The 18,137-nt window shown below is 36.3% G+C and carries 15 protein-coding genes and 1 other annotated feature (1 of these 16 cut by a window edge); of the genes, 4 read left to right on the forward strand and 11 right to left on the reverse strand.

Annotated features, from left to right (window positions below):
* The gene (locus WMO14_RS02710; protein WP_349153226.1) at positions 1–774 is read right to left on the reverse strand and encodes a helix-hairpin-helix domain-containing protein; all 774 of its coding nucleotides are present in this window, start codon (positions 772–774) and stop codon (positions 1–3) included.
* Between the two features lie 223 nt (positions 775–997).
* On the opposite strand from WMO14_RS02710, the gene WMO14_RS02715 reads away from it, so the two are divergent.
* Complete coding sequence (locus WMO14_RS02715; protein WP_349153227.1) at positions 998–3,736, forward strand: YfhO family protein; 2,739 nt, start codon at positions 998–1,000, stop codon at positions 3,734–3,736.
* 60 nt (positions 3,737–3,796) lie between these two features.
* Positions 3,797–5,182, forward strand: a complete 1,386-nt coding sequence (argH, locus tag WMO14_RS02720) for an argininosuccinate lyase (RefSeq protein WP_055307157.1) — start codon at positions 3,797–3,799, stop codon at positions 5,180–5,182.
* A gap of 170 nt (positions 5,183–5,352) precedes the next feature.
* Here the strand turns inward: argH and WMO14_RS02725 are convergent, their stop codons facing one another.
* Together WMO14_RS02725 and WMO14_RS12905 are read right to left on the reverse strand one after the other, a co-directional pair.
* Complete coding sequence (locus WMO14_RS02725; RefSeq protein WP_242858674.1) at positions 5,353–6,105, reverse strand: DUF4177 domain-containing protein; 753 nt, start codon at positions 6,103–6,105, stop codon at positions 5,353–5,355.
* 47 nt (positions 6,106–6,152) lie between these two features.
* Positions 6,153–6,284 (reverse strand): helix-turn-helix domain-containing protein, encoded by a 132-nt coding sequence (locus tag WMO14_RS12905; RefSeq protein WP_116443826.1) that lies wholly within the window; start codon positions 6,282–6,284, stop codon positions 6,153–6,155.
* Positions 6,285–6,617: 333 nt separating this feature from the next.
* Between WMO14_RS12905 and pdxS the strand changes: the two genes are divergently transcribed.
* Together pdxS and pdxT are read left to right on the forward strand one after the other, a co-directional pair.
* Positions 6,618–7,496 carry a pyridoxal 5'-phosphate synthase lyase subunit PdxS gene (gene pdxS / locus WMO14_RS02730; RefSeq protein WP_022502089.1) on the forward strand — a complete coding sequence of 293 codons (879 nt, stop codon included), beginning with the start codon at positions 6,618–6,620 and terminating at the stop codon, positions 7,494–7,496.
* Positions 7,497–7,528: 32 nt separating this feature from the next.
* A complete protein-coding gene (gene pdxT, locus WMO14_RS02735; protein ID WP_022502090.1) occupies positions 7,529–8,089 on the forward strand; it encodes a pyridoxal 5'-phosphate synthase glutaminase subunit PdxT in 561 nt (186 codons plus the stop codon).
* 123 nt (positions 8,090–8,212) lie between these two features.
* On the opposite strand, the gene WMO14_RS02740 is transcribed toward pdxT, so the two are convergent.
* The 8 genes from WMO14_RS02740 to WMO14_RS02775 all read right to left on the reverse strand — a co-directional run bounded on the left by WMO14_RS02740 (position 8,213) and on the right by WMO14_RS02775 (position 17,935).
* Positions 8,213–10,525 carry a DNA gyrase/topoisomerase IV subunit A gene (locus tag WMO14_RS02740; RefSeq protein ID WP_349153228.1) on the reverse strand — a complete coding sequence of 771 codons (2,313 nt, stop codon included), beginning with the start codon at positions 10,523–10,525 and terminating at the stop codon, positions 8,213–8,215.
* 241 nt (positions 10,526–10,766) lie between these two features.
* On the reverse strand, positions 10,767–12,743 hold the full coding sequence (locus WMO14_RS02745; RefSeq protein WP_022502092.1) for a DNA gyrase/topoisomerase IV subunit B: 1,977 nt from the start codon (positions 12,741–12,743) through the stop codon (positions 10,767–10,769).
* Between the two features lie 24 nt (positions 12,744–12,767).
* On the reverse strand, positions 12,768–13,763 hold the full coding sequence (locus WMO14_RS02750; RefSeq protein WP_172677769.1) for a peptidylprolyl isomerase: 996 nt from the start codon (positions 13,761–13,763) through the stop codon (positions 12,768–12,770).
* Between the two features lie 16 nt (positions 13,764–13,779).
* Entirely contained in the window at positions 13,780–14,259 is a 480-nt protein-coding gene (gene rlmH, locus WMO14_RS02755; RefSeq protein WP_055174252.1) for a 23S rRNA (pseudouridine(1915)-N(3))-methyltransferase RlmH, read from the reverse strand.
* 10 nt (positions 14,260–14,269) lie between these two features.
* The gene (locus WMO14_RS02760; RefSeq protein ID WP_022502094.1) at positions 14,270–14,536 is read right to left on the reverse strand and encodes a hypothetical protein; all 267 of its coding nucleotides are present in this window, start codon (positions 14,534–14,536) and stop codon (positions 14,270–14,272) included.
* A gap of 31 nt (positions 14,537–14,567) precedes the next feature.
* On the reverse strand, positions 14,568–15,344 hold the full coding sequence (locus WMO14_RS02765; protein ID WP_055174251.1) for a Cof-type HAD-IIB family hydrolase: 777 nt from the start codon (positions 15,342–15,344) through the stop codon (positions 14,568–14,570).
* Entirely contained in the window at positions 15,332–15,916 is a 585-nt protein-coding gene (locus WMO14_RS02770; protein WP_055174250.1) for a Maf family protein, read from the reverse strand. The genes WMO14_RS02765 and WMO14_RS02770 overlap by 13 nt, the downstream gene beginning before the upstream one ends.
* Before the next feature lie 357 nt (positions 15,917–16,273).
* Entirely contained in the window at positions 16,274–17,935 is a 1,662-nt protein-coding gene (locus WMO14_RS02775) for a 2-isopropylmalate synthase (protein WP_090139763.1), read from the reverse strand.
* Positions 17,936–18,021: 86 nt separating this feature from the next.
* Positions 18,022–18,137 (reverse strand) — a binding site (T-box leader) (it continues 146 nt past the right edge of the window).

Here is an 18,137-nt window from a genome sequence, read left to right on the forward strand (position 1 = left end):
TCAAACACATATATAATCTTTTATCTTGTTAAATGCTGCATCTTTTATTCCTGATACATTCTTTATATCTTCTATCCTTTTAAAAGCACCATGCTTTTCCCTATAACTTATTATATCTAATGCCCTCGCCTCACCTATGCCGGATAACTGCATAAGTTCAGACTTGGAAGCTTTATTAATATCAATAAGATTACTACTGCCTGCTCCCCCTGTGTTACCACCATAACTTTCGCTATTACCGTCTGAATTCTCTGTATTACTGCCCGATATTCCCGTGGCATTAGGATTACAGCCGTTGTTCATTTCATCTGTCAGGCTTATATCATCGTAAGCATATGGGATATATATTTTATCTCCATCCTTTAACTGCATTGCAAGATTAACTCTGGTGCCGTCTGCCTCATCAATAAAACCTCCGCAAAGTTCCACCGCCTGATACAGTCTCATATCTGCACCACCACTGACAACTCCTGCATTAACAACTGCACCACATATATATACATATATCTTACTGTTATTCTCATCCAGTCCGTCATTGCCTGCTTCGCTACCATTAATACCATTACTATTGTTAACATCAGCAGCACCGCCGCTGGTAACTCCACCGATAATACTCTTGCTATCACTTTCCTTATCTGAAATATTATCTTTATTAATTATAACACTGCCATCTTCTTTGGTTGGGTTTATATAAAATATGCCTGCAATTATAATAATTAATACTAATACAACTGTTTTAATAATATATCTACGCTTTTTATATAATTTAATCAAGTCCATGTATACTCCTTATATCTATAATACATTATTATAAGATATAAAGTTCCCTTCGCATACATTTTTATTGTACCTAATTAATATCCATATTACAAGCAAAACCTCAAATATTACTATATAAATTACTGTACAAATAATCATTATAATTACCATATATCATTTACATAAAATACCGTTTTTGGTAAAATGTAAGCATTATTATCCATAGGGGGAAGCAATTTTGAACCAACAGACTAAGCATCGACACAAATTCAGTTTATTTGACGAACATACAGGTAATATTCCGTGTGGAAATATCGTATATATAATTGCATTTTTTATTCCAGTTATAATATTTACAGCCTTGTATTTTGCAAGAGAAATATTTCCATTTGGCAATAACTGTTATCTGCGTTCTGATATGTATCACCAGTACGCTCCATTTTTCTCTGAGCTATGGTATAAAATCCGCAACGCAGAAAGCCTTACTTATAGCTGGGATATCGGTATGGGAACTAATTTCACATCTTTATATGCGTACTATCTGGCAAGCCCTGCTAACTGGATTATTGTATTATTCCCACAGAAATATATGATTGAGATTATGAATACTCTCATAATCCTTAAGTTATCTTTATCAAGCGTTTCTATGACCCACTATATAAGCAGGCATTTTTCCAACAAGAATATATGTATAGCTTTATTCGGGTTATTCTACGCATTTTCCGGATATGTAGCTGCTTATAGCTGGAACATTATGTGGCTTGACTGTCTTATACTTGTTCCTCTTATTATGCTTGGCCTTGAAAGACTTGTTAATGAAGATAAATGCTTTCTATACTGCATAAGTCTTGGATTATGTATATTCACTAACTACTATATTGCAATTATGGTATGTTTATCAGTTGTTCTTTATTTTATTGTGCTTGTAACTGCCTACAAAAAAGAACGTACTTTCAAGAATTATTTTAAGACATTTCTAAAATTTGCATTTTACTCACTGATTGCCGGTGGGCTTGCGGCATGCCTTTTACTGCCTGAGTTCTACACATTTTCTTTATCAGCTTCAAGTGACATTGCATTTCCTAAGAAATTAAGTCTTTATTTCAGCATATTAAATATGCTCACTAGACAATTAATAAATGTTCCTGTCCACCTTGGACTTGAACACTACCCTAACATATACTGCGGCGTTGCTGTATTCCTTCTTTATCCTCTCTATGTTATGGACAAAGACATCAATTTATGCGAAAAGATAGGCAAATCCGTATTACTGCTTGTCTTCCTTACAGCATTTAACCTTAATATACCTAATTTTATATGGCACGGATTTCATTATCCTAACAGCCTGCCTTGCAGACAATCATTTATATACATTTTCTTCCTGCTTACAATGTGTTATGAGGCATTAAGCCATATAAAGCGGATGACAAGCAGACAGTTAGGAATTGCCGTATGGATAAGCTTAGGACTTCTTGTGCTTATTGAACAGGTATTTGCAGTTGATGAAACTTATGATTTTAAGGCAATTTACTTAAGCGGTGCTTTTATTCTTGTGTATGCAGGACTTATGATTGTCTATAACAAGACCAACTGGAAGCTGCCTGTAACAGTATTTCTTGCATTTATAGTCTGTATAATAGAATGTACTATCAATATGGATTCAACAGGAATTGGAACTACTAACAGAACCTCTTATCTTTTAGATTATGATGCTATTAAATCTGTGACACAGACCGTAAGAGATGAAGATACATCATTTTACCGAATGGATAAGAAGTTTGGTGCGCGTTCAAAAAATGACGGAGCTTGGCATAATTACCACTCAATATCAACATTTTCATCAACTTCAAGTGCTGGAATGTCAGAATTGTTCGGAAAGCTTGGCTTTGAACATTCAATGAATGCCTATGGCTACAATGGTGCTACACTTGTTACAGAAAGCTTATTCTCGGTTAAATATACAATTACCAACCGTATACTTACAAGCAGTTCTCTTCGCGAGTATTACGTTGGAGATGACGGCGAATTCGTCTATGAGAATAAATATACACTTCCACTTGGATTTATAACCTATAATAATGCAGGCGAATGGAATCCATCAGAAGCCAATGGAACAGGAATTGAGAACCAGAACTCGCTTATACAGACACTTACAGGCATTGCCAATGTATTTACACTTACTTATGAAAATGCCACCGACTCAAGCTTTGAAGTTAAGCCTGTAAAAGCAGGACATCTGTATATGGTTGTAAGAAATACGACCTGCGACAACGTAACTGCCACTATTAACAATTCTGAATATACTTATTCAGGACTTAAAAATGGCAATCACATAATTGACCTAGGCTACGCCGTTCCAGCAGATACCGTTGTCATATCTGGCGATTCAGCAATGAATGCCAGCGTGTATACACTTGAAACTTCAAGATTTACAGAAGCTTACAATATATTAAATGGCAGTTCCCTTTCTATCACTTCATTTAAAGACACCAAGATAAAGGGAACTATAACAGCTAATAAAGCCGCAACCCTTATATTCTCCATTCCTTACGATAAAGGCTGGAAGGTATATATTGATGGCAGAAAAGTAGAGACCTCTGCCCTTTATGATGCTCTCTTAAGCGTACAGATAAGTGAGGGCAGCCACGAAATAACATTAAAATATACACCTGTGAACCTTATTAAGGGTTGCTTAATTACAGCATTATGTATTATTATATTAATCGGTATTTATATATTAAAGAAGAAAAATATAACAATAAATATATTAAAAGCCGCCAGTACAAATAAAGCTGTTGAAGCTGATGATACTTACAACGCATTATCTGATGATTTAGCTGATAATACTCTCACAGATTTAGATGTTTCATCTGCTATGGATATAAATATCGTGGGTGATAATGATATAAATATGCTAGATAGTCTTGATGACTTCGACAATCTTGACAGTGATGAGATTAATTCATCAGAAGAATAATCAGGCATTCTATTAACAATTAATTATAAGCACTAACGAAGTGCAGGAAAGAGGTACAATATGAAACTTTGGGGCGGACGCTTCACTAAAGAAACTAATGAGCTTGTTAATAATTTTAACGCTTCTATCTCCTTTGACCAGAAGTTCTACAAGCAGGATATTCAGGGAAGCATTGCACACGCTACAATGCTTGCTGCTCAGGGTATTATCTCAGAAGATGAAGGAAAGCAGATTACTGACGGCTTAAAAGGTATTCTTTCTGACATAGAATCTGGAAAGCTTGAAATCACTGATGAATATGAAGATATTCACACATTTATGGAAGCTACCCTTATTGAGCGTATCGGTGATGCAGGAAAGAAGCTTCACACAGGCAGAAGCCGTAATGACCAGGTTGCACTTGATATGAGACTTTATACACGCGATGAAGTTAAAAATGTTGATGAAGAAGTAAGAGAGCTTATGGAAGTTATCTTAAGAATAATCAAAGAAAATGTTGACACTTATATGCCAGGCTTTACTCATCTTCAGAAAGCACAGCCTGTAACTGTTGCTCATCATTTTTCTGCTTACTTTGAAATGTTCAGACGTGACAGAAGCCGACTTCACGATATATATAACAGAATGAACTACTGCCCTCTTGGTGCTGGTGCTCTTGCAGGAACTACATATCCCCTTAACAGAGAGATGACAGCCGAGCTTCTTGGATTTGCTGGTCCTACTCTTAATAGTATGGACTCTGTATCAGACAGAGATTATGTTATTGAATTCTTAAGTGCACTCTCTACTATTATGATGCATTTAAGCAGATTTTCTGAAGAAATATGTATATGGAATTCTAACGAATACAAATTCATCGAATTAGATGATGCTTTCAGTACAGGTTCAAGCATTATGCCACAGAAGAAGAACCCTGATATAGCTGAGCTTGTCCGTGGTAAGACTGGACGTGTATATGGTGCTCTTATGAGTATCCTCACAACTATGAAGGGAATTCCTCTTGCCTATAATAAAGATATGCAGGAAGATAAAGAGCTTACATTTGATGCTATAGATACTGTTAAGGGCTGTGTAAGCTTATTCAAGGGTATGATTGATACTATGAAATTCAATAATACACGTATGGAAGACTCAGCTAAAAAAGGCTTCACTAATGCTACTGATGCCGCTGACTACCTTGTTAAGAAAGGGGTTCCTTTCAGGGATGCACATGGTATTGTAGGACAGCTTGTTCTTATGTGTATTGACAAGGGTATTGCACTTGATGACCTTTCACTTGATGAATACAAGAAGATAAGCCCTGTATTTGAAGAAGATGTATACGAAGCTATCAGCTTAAAGACCTGCGTTGAAAAACGTCTTACTCTCGGAGCACCTGGCCCTGAGGTTATGAATAAAGTTATCGGACTTTATGATGAGTATATGAAGGACAACCAGAAATTATAAAATATACCACTATAAAATATACTCACTTAAAGCTCATTTAAAATAAAACCTAAATAACTACAGTTCAGAATTAATAAACAAACATAATAATATAAAAAGCCCTGTCACTACCCACTATATATTGGGACTTCCAGTATATGCCAATAATGACAGGGTATTTTTAAATATTTTTAAAATGTGAATTTCTCAACCTTACCATCTTTACTATCATAAGTTGATGTAAGATAATCAAATCTATATCTTGCTTCACCGTGCATAGGAACAGTAAATGTCAAAGTCTTATCCCAATCCATTCCACGTCTTGTAAATACGATATGCAGTTCAAATATTAACTCCGCATCTTCACCAGAGCCGCCTGACATCTGTGTATTCCTGATAGTTAATTCACTTGGATATATATCTTCTTCCAGATCTATCCTGTTATTGCCTATATAAGCAAAAAGGTGAGGGGCTGTTTCTTCTGCCATCGCTTCATTCTCCAGATATTCACGCATACTTGCCGCACCACAGCCACCGTGAAGCCTGCCTTTAGCTTCTTCAATATTAAATCTGATTGTAATAAAACGGCAATCGCCTATACTTATAACATAAGAATTGTCTTCCTCGGCTCTTATACTATAATTGCCAAATCCATTAGAATTCTCTAATTCTTTCTTATCTGTTATGCTGTATCTCACATCTAAGGTTTCAAATAAATTAGTTGATGACTGGGTAAAGATATCATCTTTTTCTTTTCTGAATGTAACAACAAATGCTCCTTTAATCTGCATAGATGTTGCCATATAATCATAAGTGACTAACTCCCAGCCGTCAGCTGCTCTCTCATTAATCAGATTGTCTAACATAGCAATATCATTAGCATCTGCCTTATCTGAAAGCCATTTAGTGCCAACCGTTAAAATCTCTGTTTTGTATGTATACATATACTCCTCCTTTATTAGATACTATCTTAACTTTATATATTATTATATTATATTGATTTCTTTTTTACAATTTGTAATTTATAACCTAAAGCCTCAAGTATATGACTAAATGTGCGTATTGTTGGATTACTTTTCTTTTTCTCAATTCTGGAAATATCCTGCTGTTTGTTTCCTGTCAATGCAGCTAATTATTTTTGCGTAATATTTTCCTCTTACTTTATTAGAGCACAACATAAATGTTGTATTGTCAAATATAAAATTATATATTTTTATTCAATAATTACATCTGACCTTATTACACATTCATCTTCTCCCTTATAATTAAATGTCAGTTTAATACCACCTGACATTATCAAACTTCTTTACATTGAACATTTTAATATAATCAGATAAGTCTTATTATAGTCGCAAGTTAATTAAGTTACTGCTATGTAATATATTTGTAGTTCTGGCAGAGCATTTTAACAATTTAACAAAAAGCATTTAAATATAAAGAAATGAGGTTAATAATTATGACAACTACTTCTCAGTATGAATTAAACAAAGGACTTGCACAGATGTTAAAGGGCGGAGTTATTATGGACGTAACAACTCCTGAACAGGCTAAGATTGCTGAGGCGGCTGGTGCCTGTGCTGTTATGGCACTTGAAAGAATACCTGCTGACATCAGAGCCGCTGGCGGTGTATCACGTATGAGTGACCCTAAGATGATTAAAGGAATTCAGGAAGCTGTAAGTATCCCTGTTATGGCTAAGTGCCGTATCGGTCATTTTGTTGAAGCCCAGATTTTACAGGCTATTGAGATTGATTATATTGATGAATCAGAAGTACTTTCTCCTGCTGATGACATTTATCATATTGATAAGACACAGTTCAATGTACCATTTGTATGCGGTGCAAGGGACTTAGGCGAAGCTTTAAGAAGAATTAACGAAGGGGCTTCTATGATTAGAACTAAGGGTGAACCTGGTACTGGTGATGTTGTTCAGGCTGTACGCCATATGAGAAAAATGAATTCTGAAATCCGCAAGATTACATCTATGCAGAAAGATGAACTCTTTGAGGAAGCTAAGCAGTTACAGGTTCCTTACGACCTTGTACTTTATGTGCACGATAATGGAAAGCTTCCTGTTGTTAACTTTGCCGCTGGTGGTGTTGCAACCCCTGCTGATGCTGCTCTTATGATGCAGCTTGGTGCTGAGGGTGTGTTCGTAGGTTCTGGTATATTCAAGTCTGGTAATCCTGCAAAACGTGCTTCTGCTATCGTTCAGGCTGTTACTAACTATCAGGATGCAGCACTTATTGCCAAGTTATCAGAAGACCTTGGCGAAGCTATGGTAGGTATCAATCCTAGTGAAATACAGATAATTATGGAAGAACGTGGACGTTAATAATATAATCGCACATAGAAATGAGGCTTACTATGAAGATAGGTGTACTTGCTGTCCAAGGTGCTTTTATTGAACACGAGCATATGATTGAAGAAATCGGACATACAGCAATAGAAATAAGACAACGGGATGATTTAGAGGGATTAGACGGTCTGATACTGCCTGGCGGTGAAAGTACTGTTCAGGGACAGTTACTTAACAAGCTTGATATGATGAAGGACATTAAGAATATGATTAGTAATGGTCTTCCAACACTTGCAACCTGTGCTGGACTTATACTTCTCTCTGAACATATAGCAGACGATGACACAGTCCATATAGGAACGCTTCCTGTCACCATTAAACGTAACGCTTACGGAAGACAGCTTTCAAGCTTTGTAACTAACGCTGATATTAAGCATATCGGCAATTATCCTATGACATTTATAAGAGCACCTTATATCGAAAATGTCAGCGATGGTGTTGAAGTGCTTGCAAGTGTTGATAATCATATCGTTGCCGCTAAATACAATAATCAGATTGGACTTTCTTTCCACCCTGAATTAACAGGCGACACACGCATACACGAATATTTCTTATCAACTATAAAATAGCTCTATTCAAAAATAAAAATCAGGACAATGCAGCAGAATACGCCACGCTGTATTGTCCTGATTTTATTACGCTTATATAGCGTTGAAATGTTATTTATATACGATGAATAGCAAAATTATAATTTACACTCTGACTTTTATGCCTTTTGTGTCTCTATGTGCCATTTTCATCTTAGCAAAGTCTATCTTCTTTCCTTTATATTCCATCGTGAATTCCATTCCGTCATCCATAATGAATATATCTTCTATATAATCGTCTTTGCCAAGCTTAATACCTCTGACACCTACTGCACTCTTCTTCTTAACTGGTATTTCAGAAAGAGGGAACTTTAAGAACACACCATTAGCTGTCTGTACAATTACATTTTTATTACTTACAATTTCTTCAACTTCACTTCTGCTGCCATCAAGATTAAACTTAGAAAGCGTTTCAACCTGAACGTCAGCCTTTTCAATGCTTACTATCTTGTCATCATCCTGAAGCTTTGTCGAAGCTACCGTTCTCTTGGCTACATCAAATTCTACCGTGTCAACTATCTTCATCATGCCCTGACTTGTAACAAAGAGCAGCTTCTGATTTTTGATAGTTTCATATGCACACAGGTATATAATAAGCTCACCGCTGCTGTCATAATTTCCAAGATTATCTATTGGAGTACCTTTGTCCCTGAACTTAGTGAGGAAAGGAATATCCTTTACTTTAATCTGGTGAAGCTGTCCGTTATCCGTAAATATACATATTTTATCAGTATTCATACAGGTAAATACATACTTAAAATCGTTGTAGATAGCTTCCTTATTACGTTCATAAGAAGCTGTATCTATAGTCTTTGCATAGCCAAATCTATCCATAATAAATACAACTTCCTGTGCTGGAACTTCTTTTTCAACAAATACTGCAACCTTTGCATCAGTTATTACGGTCTTTCGTTCAACACCATATTCCTTCTTAATTCTTACAAGGTCGTCCTTTATTACTTTTGCCATAGCCTTCTTACTGCCAAGTATCTTTTCATACTTTGCAATCTTTGAAAGACATTCGTCATATTCCTTCTGGAGTGCAAGTATCTCAAGACCTATAAGCTTGTACAGGCGCATTTCAAGTATGGCTGAAGCCTGCTTTTCTGTAAAATCAAGCTTAGCCGCCTGATTCTTAGAAGCTTCTGACTTGAATTTGATATTATCAACATTACCATTAATAAGGCAGTCTTTTGCCATTTTAAGATTAGAGCTTCCACGAAGAATTTCTATTATAAGATCGATTATATCGCAGGCTCTTATAAGTCCTTCTTTAATCTCCTTATTGGCAAGCTCCTTATTAAGAAGTGTTGTGTATTTTCTTGTATTTATCTCATACTGGAAGTCAATATGATGCTTTATTATCTGGCGTAACCCAAGAGTTTCCGGTCGGCCGTCAACTATAGCAAGCATATTTACACCAAATGTATCTTCAAGCTTAGTCTTCTTATATAAAAGGTTCTTAAGATTTTCAATATCTGTGTTCTTCTTTAATTCAAGAACTATTCTTATACCTTCTTTTGATGACTCATTTGACACATCAACAATATCAGTTGTCTTCTTGGTTTCAACCAAATCCACTATATCTGATATGAACTTTCCAATATTAGCACCTATCATTGTATAAGGAATTTCTGTTATTACAAGCCTGTCCTTCTCGCCTTTTCTTGCCGCTGGCTCATATACAACCTTTCCTCTTAACTTTATCTTTCCTGTACCAGTCTCATATATACCTGCAAGCTCTGACTTATTAATAACAAGTCCACCTGTAGGAAAGTCAGGTCCGGGTATATACTGCATAAGCTCAGTTGTAGTTATATCTTCATTATCCATATATGCGCATACTGCATCGACAACTTCTGAAAGATTATGTGTTGGAATATTAGTTGTCATACCAACTGCGATACCGTCAGCACCATTTACTAACAGATTAGGTATTCTTACCGGAAGAACTGCTGGTTCTTTCTCTGTTTCATCAAAGTTAGGCACAAAATCAACTACATCTTTATCCAAGTCTGATAAATATACATCCTGTGTGAACTTCTTAAGCTTGGCTTCTGTATATCGCATAGCCGCAGCACCGTCACCTTCTATAGAACCAAAATTGCCGTGACCGTCAACAAGTGCCATTCCCTTTTTAAAATCCTGTGAAAGCACAACAAGTGTTTCATATATAGAACTGTCGCCGTGTGGATGATATTTACCCATTGCATCACCTACGATACGCGCTGACTTTCTATGAGGTTTATCATAATTTAAACCAAGCTGATCCATAGCATACAGCACTCTTCTTTGTACTGGCTTAAGTCCATCCCTTACATCCGGAAGTGCTCTTGCTGTTATAACACTCATTGAGTAATCTATATAGGACTTCTGCATCAGCTCAGAATATTCAGTTTTAATAATATTCTCTGCCATTATTATCTCCGTATAATACTTTTATTAATATATATCATAATACCAGGGTCAAAAGGTCTAAACCCATATGAGCTTGCTCATATGTGGGTGAATGACCTTGGGACCCGCCCCAATATGAGCATAAAAGTGGAATGATAGTCCCACGATATGCGAATATTAGGGAGGATTGTGGGAGTGCGTAGCACGGAACAATCCGTAGGTATCATAGTTGTGGGCTTTTGACCCCAACATCATATCATTTTTATGCATCAATCTCCGCTTCATTAGCATGTGCATGTATAAATGCTCTTCTTGGTGGCACATCACTTCCCATAAGCATAGAAGTAACCTCTGTTGCCATTCTTGCATCCTCTATCTCTACCTGCTTTAATATTCTTGTCTCTGGATTAAGTGTAGTTTCCCATAACTGTTCAGGGTCCATCTCGCCAAGCCCCTTATATCTTTGCAGAGTAAATGTTCCACTTGCGTGAAGCTCTTTATACCTTTCCAGTGCTTTATCATCATAAAGATACTGTACTGTCCTGCTCTTATCTACCTTCGTCTTAGTTCCTTCTGCCTTCTTAGAAGCTTTGTCTGCCTTAGGTACTTTCTTAAGTTCAGCCCTGTAAAGCGGTGGTGTAGCTATGTACACATGTCCCTGATTAATAAGTTCAGGCATAAATCTATAGAAAAATGTAAGCAGAAGTGTATCAATATGTGCACCATCAACATCGGCATCTGTCATAATGATAATCTTATCGTATCTTAACTTGCTTATATCAAAATCATTGCCGTAACCTTCAAGGAAGCCACAGCCAAATGAGTTAATCATAGTCTTAATCTCGGCATTAGCAAGCACCTTATCAATAGAAGCCTTCTCTACATTAAGTATCTTACCTCTTATTGGAAGTATAGCCTGAGTACGTCTGTTTCTTGCTGTCTTGGCTGAACCACCCGCAGAATCTCCCTCGACTATAAACACCTCACATTCCTCTGACTTCTTGCTCTCACAGTTAGCAAGCTTACCATTGGAATCTATTGAGAACTTAGACTTAGATAAAAGATTAGTCTTCGTTCTCTCCTCTGCCTTTCTTATCTTTGCAGACTTTTCGGCACAGGCTATTACTGACTTTAACTGTTCAAGATTTCTATCAAAATATAACTGTACCTCATCACTTGTAACCGCACTTACAACTGTTCCCGCATCCGGATTATCAAGCTTAGTCTTAGTCTGGCCTTCAAATCTTGGTGCAGGGTGCTTGATAGCCACAATTGCTGTCATACCATTTCTTACATCAAGACCGGTAAAGTTATTATCCTTTTCTTTAAGAACACCTAACTCCCTTGCATACTGATTAATAATCATAGTGAACTTAGACTTAAATCCTGTAATATGAGTTCCCCCCTCCTGAGTGTATATGTTATTACAAAAACCAAGAATATTTTCCTCAAACTCATTAACATACTGGAAAGCACACTCTACCTCTATGCCGTCTTCACTCTTCTTAAAATAGATAATATCCGTCACAGCTTCCTTGCCATTGTTAAGTTCCTTTACATATGCCTTGATACCATCTGGTTCTGAATATGTAATCTTTTCCTCGCTTCCACTTCTCTTATCCTCAAAATGTATTGTAAGTCCCGGATTAAGATAAGTTGTCTCGTGCATTCTGCTCTTTATTGCATCTGACTTAAATCTTGTCTTTTCAAATATCTCACCATCAGGAAGAAATGTTACTTTAGTTCCTGTATCATTCTTTCTGCATGTTCCCACTTTTTCAAGTGGTGCTACTGCCTTTCCTCTTTCATAACGCTGCCTGTATACACCACCATCAACCTTTATCTCTACTTCAAGCCAAACTGAGAGTGCATTAACTACTGACGCACCTACACCGTGAAGTCCGCCTGATATCTTATACCCGCCATCACCGAACTTACCACCTGCGTGAAGCACTGTAAATACTACCTCAACTGCAGGTATGCCTGCCTTTGGATGAATTCCTATAGGAATACCTCGTCCATTATCTATAATAGTAGCAGTTCCATCATTATTAAGGGTTACTGTAATCTCGCTACAGTAACCCGCAAGGTGTTCATCAACTGCATTATCAGCTATCTCATATATAAGGTGGTTAAGTCCTTTAGTTCCAACACTTCCTATATACATTCCTGGTCTTTTTCTTACAGCTTCAAGACCTTCAAGAATTGATATACTATTTGCATCATATTTTGCTGCCATTATATTCTACACTCCTGTACTACTCTAATTAATTGTTATTGAATTAAATAAATCCTCAAATCTTACATTAAAAGATGGTGCAGAAGAAACTTTTAACTTATTCCATTCATCTTTGTTAATTTCAACATACTTTGAAGACTCATATTGTTCAAATTTATCATTAAATGCCTCTAACTTCTTCTTTTCAAGAATTGATGACTTATTAACCTCTGTCTTCGCTTTATCATTATCTGACGTACATCTTATTATATAAAATCTTCCGTCAGCTTCTACGATTCCGCTTGTCTGGCCTGTTGAAAGTGAATAAGCTGTATCTTCAAATGCTTTAGCCATCTCGCCTCTTCTAAGTTCATATTCATATTCGCCGTCAGCATTATATTTCTTGGCAATTGCAAAGAATGAATTGCCCTCATTTAATTCTGCATAAGCTTTGTCAATTTCTTCCTTTGAGTCTGTTACAATATATTGTATATTTATTACTCTTGCATCATCTGAACTCACTTCAATATCCATAAGTGAAGTTACATCATTGTAAAGCTTTGAAGCGATTGCAAATTCAGTAAACATCTGATTAACCTTATCCTCTGTGATATCATACTGGCTCTTCTGTTCTTCTGTAAGACCATCAAAATACTGTTCTGCTGCCTTAGCTGTTTCATTCTTTTCTTCTCTTCCAAGAACTACTCCTCTTTCTTTAGCCATAGAATTCATACATCTTACTCTTATAAGCTTTACTCTTATCTGTTCTTTTATATATTCCTCAAACGGCTGTCCGTCAATATCTTCTGTCCATATACTGCTTCCAAACATATCTTCATATTGTTTCTTAGCATCTGACATTAATACTTCTGCCTCAAATGTATAAGTCTTCTGTCCATCAACCTTCATAACAACAGATTTTCCCATACCAGTTGAAATATATAATAAATTACCATTAAAGAACTTCATAAATACTAATACCGCAGCCACAGCTACAATAATGATAAGTGCTGTTATTAATCTTTTCTTATTTCTTTTCATAACTTCTCCATTCTGGTTATTTGTGATAAGGTTCATTCTTCATAATTCTGTAGCTTCTATATATCTGTTCAAGAAGAATTACTCTCATAAGCTGATGTGGAAATGTCATAGGCGAAAAACTAAGCTTGAAATCAGCCCTGTCAAGAACCCTTTTATCAAGCCCTAATGAACCTCCTATAACAAAGACAATATCACTCTTTCCTGATATTCCAAGATTATCTATTTTCTGTGATAACTGTACAGAATCAAGCATTTTACCATCAATTGCCAGAGCTATCACATATGCTTCATCTTTTATGCACGAAAGAAGTCTTTCTCCCTCTTTAGCCTTTATTATATCATTAACAGTATCACTTGCATTATCAGGTGTCTTCTCATCTGCCACCTCTTTTACCTCAAGCTTGCAGTATCTTGACAACCTTTTACTGTACTCATCTATTGCCTGACAATAGAACTTTTCCTTTACTTTGCCTACACAGCATATTGTTATTCTCATATCAGCCCAACTATGCCTCTACGAAGAAATATCCGCCGTTATTATCAAGCTTGAACACTTCAAGCTGTTCCTCAAGCTCTGCATCAGAAAGTTCTGATACATCCATTCCCTCATCGTCCATAATCTGTCTTAATTCTTTAATATTACTGCAATACTGTGCAAAGCATTCCTCAAGAAAATCTTCTGCCTCCTCTAAATCATATACAACCGGCTCATCAAAAAGCTTCTTCTGATCTCTTAAAAATACCTTTGCACATTCTTTCATATGTTTTTCCATAATAATACTCCTCATTTCTACAAACATTATCTTATATATTAAACTCTTTTCTTAGTGTGCCTTCAACCCATTCAGTTGTGTCATATGCATATTTCTTGATATCCTCACATGCTGTATCCATAACATACGCATATTTTACTGACTTAAGCATATCAATATCATTATAATTGTCGCCAAATGCCATACATTCATCTTCTGACAATCCAAAGTACTGCTGAAGCTGATGCATTGCTTTTCCTTTGGTAACGCTGCTCTCCATAAAATCAAGATATAAATCTCCTGAAACTGTAATTGAAGCTTTGCCATTCCATTTGCTAAAGAAATGTTCCTTGGAATTATCAATTCCGCTTAAATCACATACCGCAATCTTTAATATATCTTCATCTACATCTGTGAATTTATCAATAAGCGTAGTCTTATAATTAACAACCTTGGTCATTCTATAATGATATTCTTCTGTCTTAGGCTTGATATATGCTGTATGCTGACCTGATATAAGCACCTCGCAATCAGGCTGTTCATATACATCTTCTATTATCTCAAGAGCAAGCTTTCTATCCATTGGTGTCTTGGCAATAACCTCACCCTTATATTCACATAATGCTCCATTCTCAGCAATGTATACAAGCTTATCGCTTACAGGCTCAAAAAGCCTTTTCAGGCTTACTATCTGTCTTCCGCTGGCAGGTGCAAAGTACATTCCTTTATTAACAAGCTGTTCAATCGCTTTAATTGTAGATGGTTCTACACTCTGGGCACCTTTTCTTAGTATTGTACCATCAAGATCACTTGCAATTAATTTAACCATAACTTTAACTCCTGATATACCCTTGCAACCGGAAGTCCGACAACATTATTATAGTCACCGTCTATCTTTCCAATAAATGCTGCAAATCTCCCCTGAATTCCGTAAGCCCCTGCTTTATCCATTGGCTCACCTGTACTTATATATTCTCTTATCTCATTATCACTAATATCATTACAGTATACATCTGTCTTTTCTGCAAAGTTACTTACAACATTATTATTCTTGATAAGTGTAACACCTGTATACACCTGATGACAATCACCAGCCAGTTCCTTAAGTATATCAAAAGCATTACCCGTATCCTTAGGTTTTGTAAGAATATGTCCCTTATGGCTTACGATTGTATCTGCACCTATAACTACAACATCTTCATTCCTGTAATCATCATCATCTTTTACCATATCCCATACAGCCTGTGCCTTAATCCTTGATAGATATTTCACATATTCATCCGGCTGTGTAATTAAAGTTGTCTCATCAACATCACTCGTAATTATATCAAATTCTATTCCTATCTGTTCCAGCAGTTCTTTGCGTCTTGGTGAACCAGATGCAAGAATAATCTTACTCATATATTCATTCCTTTCAGAATTAATTCATTAACTATAAGATTATAACAGCTGGTAAGTCAAAAATCCAGTTATTACTAAAAAAGAATATAAAATAGAAAAGAATATGCAAAGCACATTCCCTAACCGGACGCGGTCGCCTGCAACTGACTACAGCTTCATATGGGTACATATCACCAGCACATAGTTCCTTTTATGTAATAGTAAATTCCGATAAAATTATCCATTACATAAAAAGGCTTCCTTTCTAAACAGAAGGAAATATTACTATATCTCCTGTCTGTTTAAAGGAAGCACATAATTATATCTCTGCAAATATGTTCATATACGCAGATACAATATTTATACTGATATTATTCTCTACTCAGTCATACTTCTGTTCATTGCTGATTCTACCGCATCAATTGAAGCTCTTATGATATCGTGGTCGATACCTATGCCAAAGTATTCTTTACCATCATCACCCTTAATTCCTACATATGCAATAGCACTTGAATCAGAACCCTGCTTTAATGAATGTTCCTCATAGCATATTACATCACAAGGCTTTCCAAAATGCTTTGAAAGTGCATTACTTACAGCATCAAGACGACCATTACCACCCGCTTCTACTACTGTTGTCTTTCCATCAGCCTCAATTGTAACTTCTGTCTGGATACCATCAATCTGCTTGAAATGGACTTCTGAAATCTTGAATACCGGTGTGAACTTCTTATAACGCCTCTCAAATATCTCAAGAACCTCATCTGCTGCAAGTTCCTTATGGTTAACATCCGATACATCTTTAACAGCATAACCTAGGTCTTCTCTCATAGCCTTTGGAATAATCATTCCATAATTATGCTCAAGAACATAAGCAACTCCGCCCTTACCTGACTGGCTGTTAATTCTGATTACGTCTGAGTCATATGTACGTCCAACATCTTCTGGATTAATTGGAAGATATGGAACTGTCCACTTAGATGGATCCTGTTCAATTCTATAGTGCATACCTTTAGATATGGCATCCTGATGTGAACCAGAGAATGCTGCAAATACAAGCTTACCACAGTATGGGTGTCTGTCATCTATCTTCATCTGTGTAAGACGTTCAAACATCTCTGCAAGCTCTGGCATATTAGAAAAATCCAATTCCGGGTCAACGCCCTGTGCGTACATATTCATAGCAAGATTAACAATATCCACATTACCAGTTCTCTCACCATTGCCAAATAATGTACCTTCTATTCTGTCTGCACCTGCAAGCATACCAAGCTCTGCATCTGCAACGCCTGTTCCTCTGTCATTATGTGGATGAAGTGATACAACTACATTTTCTCGATTATGAAGATTCTTGCTCATATATTCAACCTGACTTGCAAATACATGTGGAAGTGACATCTCTACTGTAGCAGGAAGATTAATTATACACTTCTTATCGGGTGTTGGCTGCCATATATCTATAACTGCATTACACACTTCAAGTGCGTATTCTGGCTCTGTTCCTGTAAAGCTTTCAGGACTATATTCAAAAAGGAAATTACCGCCATCTGCTTCTGCAAGTTCTTTAAGAAGCTTAGCACCCTCAATTGCAATCTGTTTGATTTCTTCTTTAGATTTTCTGAATACCTGCTCTCTTTGTGCAAGAGATGTCGAATTGTATACATGTACAATCGCTCTTGGTGCACCCTTTACAGCTTCAAAAGTCTTCTTAATAATATGCGGTCTTGCCTGTGTAAGCACCTGAATTGTAACATCATCAGGAATCATATTCTTCTCAATAAGTGTACGGCAAAGCTCATACTCTGTCTCTGATGCTGCCGGGAAACCAATCTCAATTTCCTTAAATCCAACCTTAATAAGCTTATTAAAGAATTCAAGCTTTTCATCAAGACTCATAGGCTCAACTAAAGCCTGATTACCATCTCTTAAATCCACTGAACACCATACTGGTGCTTTGTCAATATACTCCTTCTTTACCCAGTCGTTACACTCAACCGGTGGCATAAAATAACCTCTCTTATACTGTCTGTAATCAAACATTGCATTATCCTCCTGATATATTAATTATATTAGCATAATAAGTAAATTATACAAAAAAAATCTTTCATCTCCAAAGGCCTTAACCTCTAAGAGACGAAAGATATAATCTCACGCGTTACCACTCTTATTCGCAATTAATAATTGCGCTCTCACCGAATACGTGCATATTGCATTATATTCTGTCCACTATAACGGTTGGCTT

This window comes from Lachnospira rogosae (ex Hitch et al. 2025), from assembly GCF_040096455.1.
GTDB lineage: Bacteria > Bacillota > Clostridia > Lachnospirales > Lachnospiraceae > Lachnospira > Lachnospira rogosae.

Excerpts from the sequence above, each read along its gene's own strand:
- argH (WP_055307157.1), top strand. The coding sequence starts at position 3,797 with ATGAAACTTTGGGGCGGACGCTTCACTAAAGAAACTAATGAGCTTGTT.
- WMO14_RS02725 (WP_242858674.1), bottom strand. The coding sequence starts at position 6,105 with ATGTATACATACAAAACAGAGATTTTAACGGTTGGCACTAAATGGCTT.
- pdxS (WP_022502089.1), top strand. The coding sequence starts at position 6,618 with ATGACAACTACTTCTCAGTATGAATTAAACAAAGGACTTGCACAGATG.
- pdxT (WP_022502090.1), top strand. The coding sequence starts at position 7,529 with ATGAAGATAGGTGTACTTGCTGTCCAAGGTGCTTTTATTGAACACGAG.
- WMO14_RS02740 (WP_349153228.1), bottom strand. The coding sequence starts at position 10,525 with ATGGCAGAGAATATTATTAAAACTGAATATTCTGAGCTGATGCAGAAG.
- WMO14_RS02745 (WP_022502092.1), bottom strand. The coding sequence starts at position 12,743 with ATGGCAGCAAAATATGATGCAAATAGTATATCAATTCTTGAAGGTCTT.
- WMO14_RS02750 (WP_172677769.1), bottom strand. The coding sequence starts at position 13,763 with ATGAAAAGAAATAAGAAAAGATTAATAACAGCACTTATCATTATTGTA.
- rlmH (WP_055174252.1), bottom strand. The coding sequence starts at position 14,259 with ATGAGAATAACAATATGCTGTGTAGGCAAAGTAAAGGAAAAGTTCTAT.
- WMO14_RS02760 (WP_022502094.1), bottom strand. The coding sequence starts at position 14,536 with ATGGAAAAACATATGAAAGAATGTGCAAAGGTATTTTTAAGAGATCAG.
- WMO14_RS02765 (WP_055174251.1), bottom strand. The coding sequence starts at position 15,344 with ATGGTTAAATTAATTGCAAGTGATCTTGATGGTACAATACTAAGAAAA.
- WMO14_RS02770 (WP_055174250.1), bottom strand. The coding sequence starts at position 15,916 with ATGAGTAAGATTATTCTTGCATCTGGTTCACCAAGACGCAAAGAACTG.
- WMO14_RS02775 (WP_090139763.1), bottom strand. The coding sequence starts at position 17,935 with ATGTTTGATTACAGACAGTATAAGAGAGGTTATTTTATGCCACCGGTT.